This window comes from Enterovirga sp., from assembly GCF_035325185.1.
GTDB lineage: Bacteria > Pseudomonadota > Alphaproteobacteria > Rhizobiales > Beijerinckiaceae > Enterovirga.
In genome coordinates, this window is sequence record NZ_DAOLAJ010000008.1 from 59841 (window position 1) to 62957 (window position 3117).

Sequence of the window (3117 nt, forward strand, 5' to 3'; positions counted from 1 at the left end):
TCCGGCGTCGTGCCGAGGATCGGCACGCCGGCCTTCTCCAGGGCCTTGGCCAGCTTCAGCGGCGTCTGGCCGCCGAACTGGACGATGACCCCGTGGAGCGTGCCCGCGCGGCGCTCGGCATCGACGATCTCCAGCACGTCCTCGGCCGTGAGCGGCTCGAAATAGAGCCTGTCGGAGGTGTCGTAATCCGTCGAGACCGTCTCCGGGTTGCAATTGACCATGATGGTCTCGTAGCCGACGTCGCGCAGCGCGAAGCAGGCGTGGCAGCAGCAATAGTCGAACTCGATGCCCTGCCCGATCCGGTTCGGCCCGCCGCCGAGGATCATCACCTTGCGGGCCTGCGAGGGAGCCGCCTCGTCGACCGGCGCGCCGGCGAAGGGCGGCGCATAGGTCGAGTACATGTAGGCGGTGGGGGAGGCGAACTCGGCCGCGCAGGTATCGATGCGCTTGAAGACGGGCCGCACGCCGAGCCGGCGCCGGAGTGCCCGCACATTCGTCTCGTCCTGCCCCGAAAGCACCGCGAGCCGCGCATCGGAGAACCCCGCCTGCTTGAGCTGCCGGAGGGCGCCGGGCGTCTGCGGCAGGCCATGGGCGCGGACCTTGGCCTCCAGGTCGACGATGCCCTGGATCTGCTCCAGGAACCAGCGGTCGATATGGCAGCTCTCATAGACCTCGTCGTGGCTCCAGCCGAGCCGGAGCGCCTGGGCGACCTTGAGCAGCCGGTCGGGCGTGGCGGTGCCGAGGGCGGCCTTGACCGCGTTGTGGTCGTCGCCGCGGCCGAGCCCCTCGATCTCGATCTCGTCGAGCCCGGTGAGGCCCGTCTCGAGCGAGCGCAGCGCCTTCTGGAGCGATTCCTGGAAGGTGCGCCCGATGGCCATGGCCTCGCCGACCGACTTCATGGCGGTGGTGAGGGTCGGCTCGGCGCCGGGGAATTTCTCGAAGGCGAAGCGGGGGATCTTGGTGACGACGTAGTCGATGGTGGGCTCGAAGGAGGCCGGGGTCGCCCCCCCGGTGATGTCGTTGTCGATCTCGTCGAGCGTGTAGCCGACGGCGAGCTTGGCGGCGACCTTGGCGATCGGAAAGCCCGTCGCCTTGGAGGCGAGGGCGGAGGAGCGCGAGACGCGCGGGTTCATCTCGATCACGATCATGCGCCCGTTCTCGGGATCGATCGCGAACTGCACGTTCGACCCACCCGTCTCGACGCCGATCTCGCGGAGCACCGCGATCGAGGCGTCGCGCATGATCTGGTATTCCTTGTCGGTCAGCGTCAAAGCCGGGGCGACGGTGATCGAATCGCCGGTATGCACCCCCATCGGATCGACGTTCTCGATGGAGCAGACGATGATGCAGTTATCCGCCTTGTCGCGGACGACCTCCATCTCGTATTCCTTCCAGCCGAGCACGCTCTCCTCGATCAGCACCTCGTTGGTGGGGGAGGCGTCGAGGCCGCGCTCGACGATCTCGAGGAATTCCTCGCGGTTATAGGCGATGCCCCCGCCCGTGCCGCCGAGCGTGAAGGAGGGGCGGATAATGGCCGGCAGCCCCACATGCGAGAGGGCCTGGAGCGCTTGGCCGAGCGCGTATTCCTGGTAGCGCTTGCGCCGCTCGTTCTCGTTGGCCGCCCATTCGGCCTCGAACTGCGCCTCCCGGCCCTTCGCGCGCGCGACCTCCAGCTCGGCGAGGTATTTCTCGCGGTCGGCCTTCTTCAACGCGGAGGGATTGGCGAGGGCCGAGCGGGGCGTCTCGAGGCCGATCTTCGTCATCGCGTCGCGGAAGAGGGAGCGGTCCTCGGCCTTGTCGATGGCGGCGGCGTCCGCGCCGATCATCTCGACGCCGAATTTGTCGAGCACGCCCATCTTCTTGAGCGAGAGGGCGGTGTTGAGCGCGGTCTGGCCGCCCATGGTGGGCAGGAGGGCGAAGCCGCATGCGCGGTCGCCGCGCTCCTTCTCGATGATCTTCGCGACGATTTCCGGGGTGATCGGCTCGACATAGGTCGCGTGCGCGAGGTCGGGATCGGTCATGATCGTGGCCGGGTTCGAATTGACCAGCACGATCCGGTAGCCCTCGGCGCGCAGCGCCTTGCAGGCCTGGGTGCCGGAATAATCGAACTCGCAGGCCTGGCCGATCACGATGGGACCGGCCCCGATGATCAGGATGGTGGAGATGTCGGTACGCTTGGGCATGAGGACTCGCGGACGCGCCCGGCCGGACGCGCGCCTTCCGGCACGCGTCGGATCGGGAAAAAGCTTGGGCTAGGCGGGCCGTGTAGCAGGGGCGGCGCGGAAGGGGAAGCTGCGCGCGAGCCGCGGATGCCGATGCCTCAGGCGTCCTTGCCCGTCCGCTCCCGGAGAATCTGGAGGAGAACCTGCCGGAGGACAACGGCCTGGTTATGCTCTTCGTCGCGAGCGCCGTAGACGAGCGTGACGGGCCCGCTTCGGGCGAGATCGGCGAGCGCGTCGAGCTTGCCGGGGATCATGCGCAGCTCCTCGCGGTAGCGCGCCTGGAACTCGTCCCAGCGGGCGGGATCGTGCCCGAACCAGCGGCGCAGATCGGCGGACGGGGCGACGTCCTTGTCCCAGCTTCCGATGGCGGCGGCGTCCTTGCGGAGCCCGCGCGGCCAGAGCCTGTCCACCAGAATGCGGCTGCCATCGCCCGGGGACGGCGCCTCGTAGGCACGCTTCAGCATGATCCGGGGGGAGGGGCGAGACGATGGATGGGACATTGCCTTACCCGCTGCATCCTGGCCTGGGCGCCGGGCATGCTGCCAGCGCCCGGCGCGAGCCTTTATATATATTCACTGGAGCGTTGCGTCGTGCCAGGGAGAACGGTACAGGACGCCCGCCGCGTCGCGAGAGGTGGGCAGTGGAGGGGTGGCCGAGTGGTTGAAGGCGCACGCCTGGAAAGTGTGTAGGCGGGGAACCGTCTCGGGGGTTCGAATCCCCCTCCCTCCGCCACGACTTAAGTTATTGTAGGCACTACGTTTCTTGGCTTCTGGGCAGTCGAAATTCCTCGCTGTTTCCGGGACTTTGCGGAGCCCGTTGTCGAGCAGATTCCGGCAGAGGCCCGCTGAGGCCGAATATCTGAGATTTTTTGCCGTCCGTCTCTGATGGCCCTTTG

2 protein-coding genes and 1 tRNA gene are annotated in these 3117 nt (G+C 67.6%); 1 reads left to right on the forward strand and 2 read right to left on the reverse strand.

The genetic code is table 11. From position 1 onward, the window contains the following. Together carB and PKD06_RS03170 are read right to left on the reverse strand one after the other, a co-directional pair. Nucleotides 1–2183 (reverse strand): carbamoyl-phosphate synthase large subunit (gene carB / locus PKD06_RS03165; protein WP_324377540.1); only part of this gene is annotated, 2183 nt, incomplete at its 3' end. A 137-nt stretch (nt 2184–2320) separates the two neighbouring features. After that, nucleotides 2321–2686 (reverse strand): DUF488 family protein, encoded by a 366-nt coding sequence (locus tag PKD06_RS03170; RefSeq protein ID WP_324377541.1) that lies wholly within the window; start codon nt 2684–2686, stop codon nt 2321–2323. Nucleotides 2687–2864: 178 nt separating this feature from the next. Between PKD06_RS03170 and PKD06_RS03175 the strand changes: the two genes are divergently transcribed. After that, nucleotides 2865–2954 (forward strand) — tRNA-Ser (locus tag PKD06_RS03175). The last annotated feature ends 163 nt before the right edge of the window (nt 2955–3117 follow it).

Bases quoted from the DNA above. Each gene is read 5' to 3' on its own strand.
- PKD06_RS03170 (WP_324377541.1), bottom strand. From the start codon at position 2,686: ATGCTGAAGCGTGCCTACGAGGCGCCGTCCCCGGGCGATGGCAGCCGC.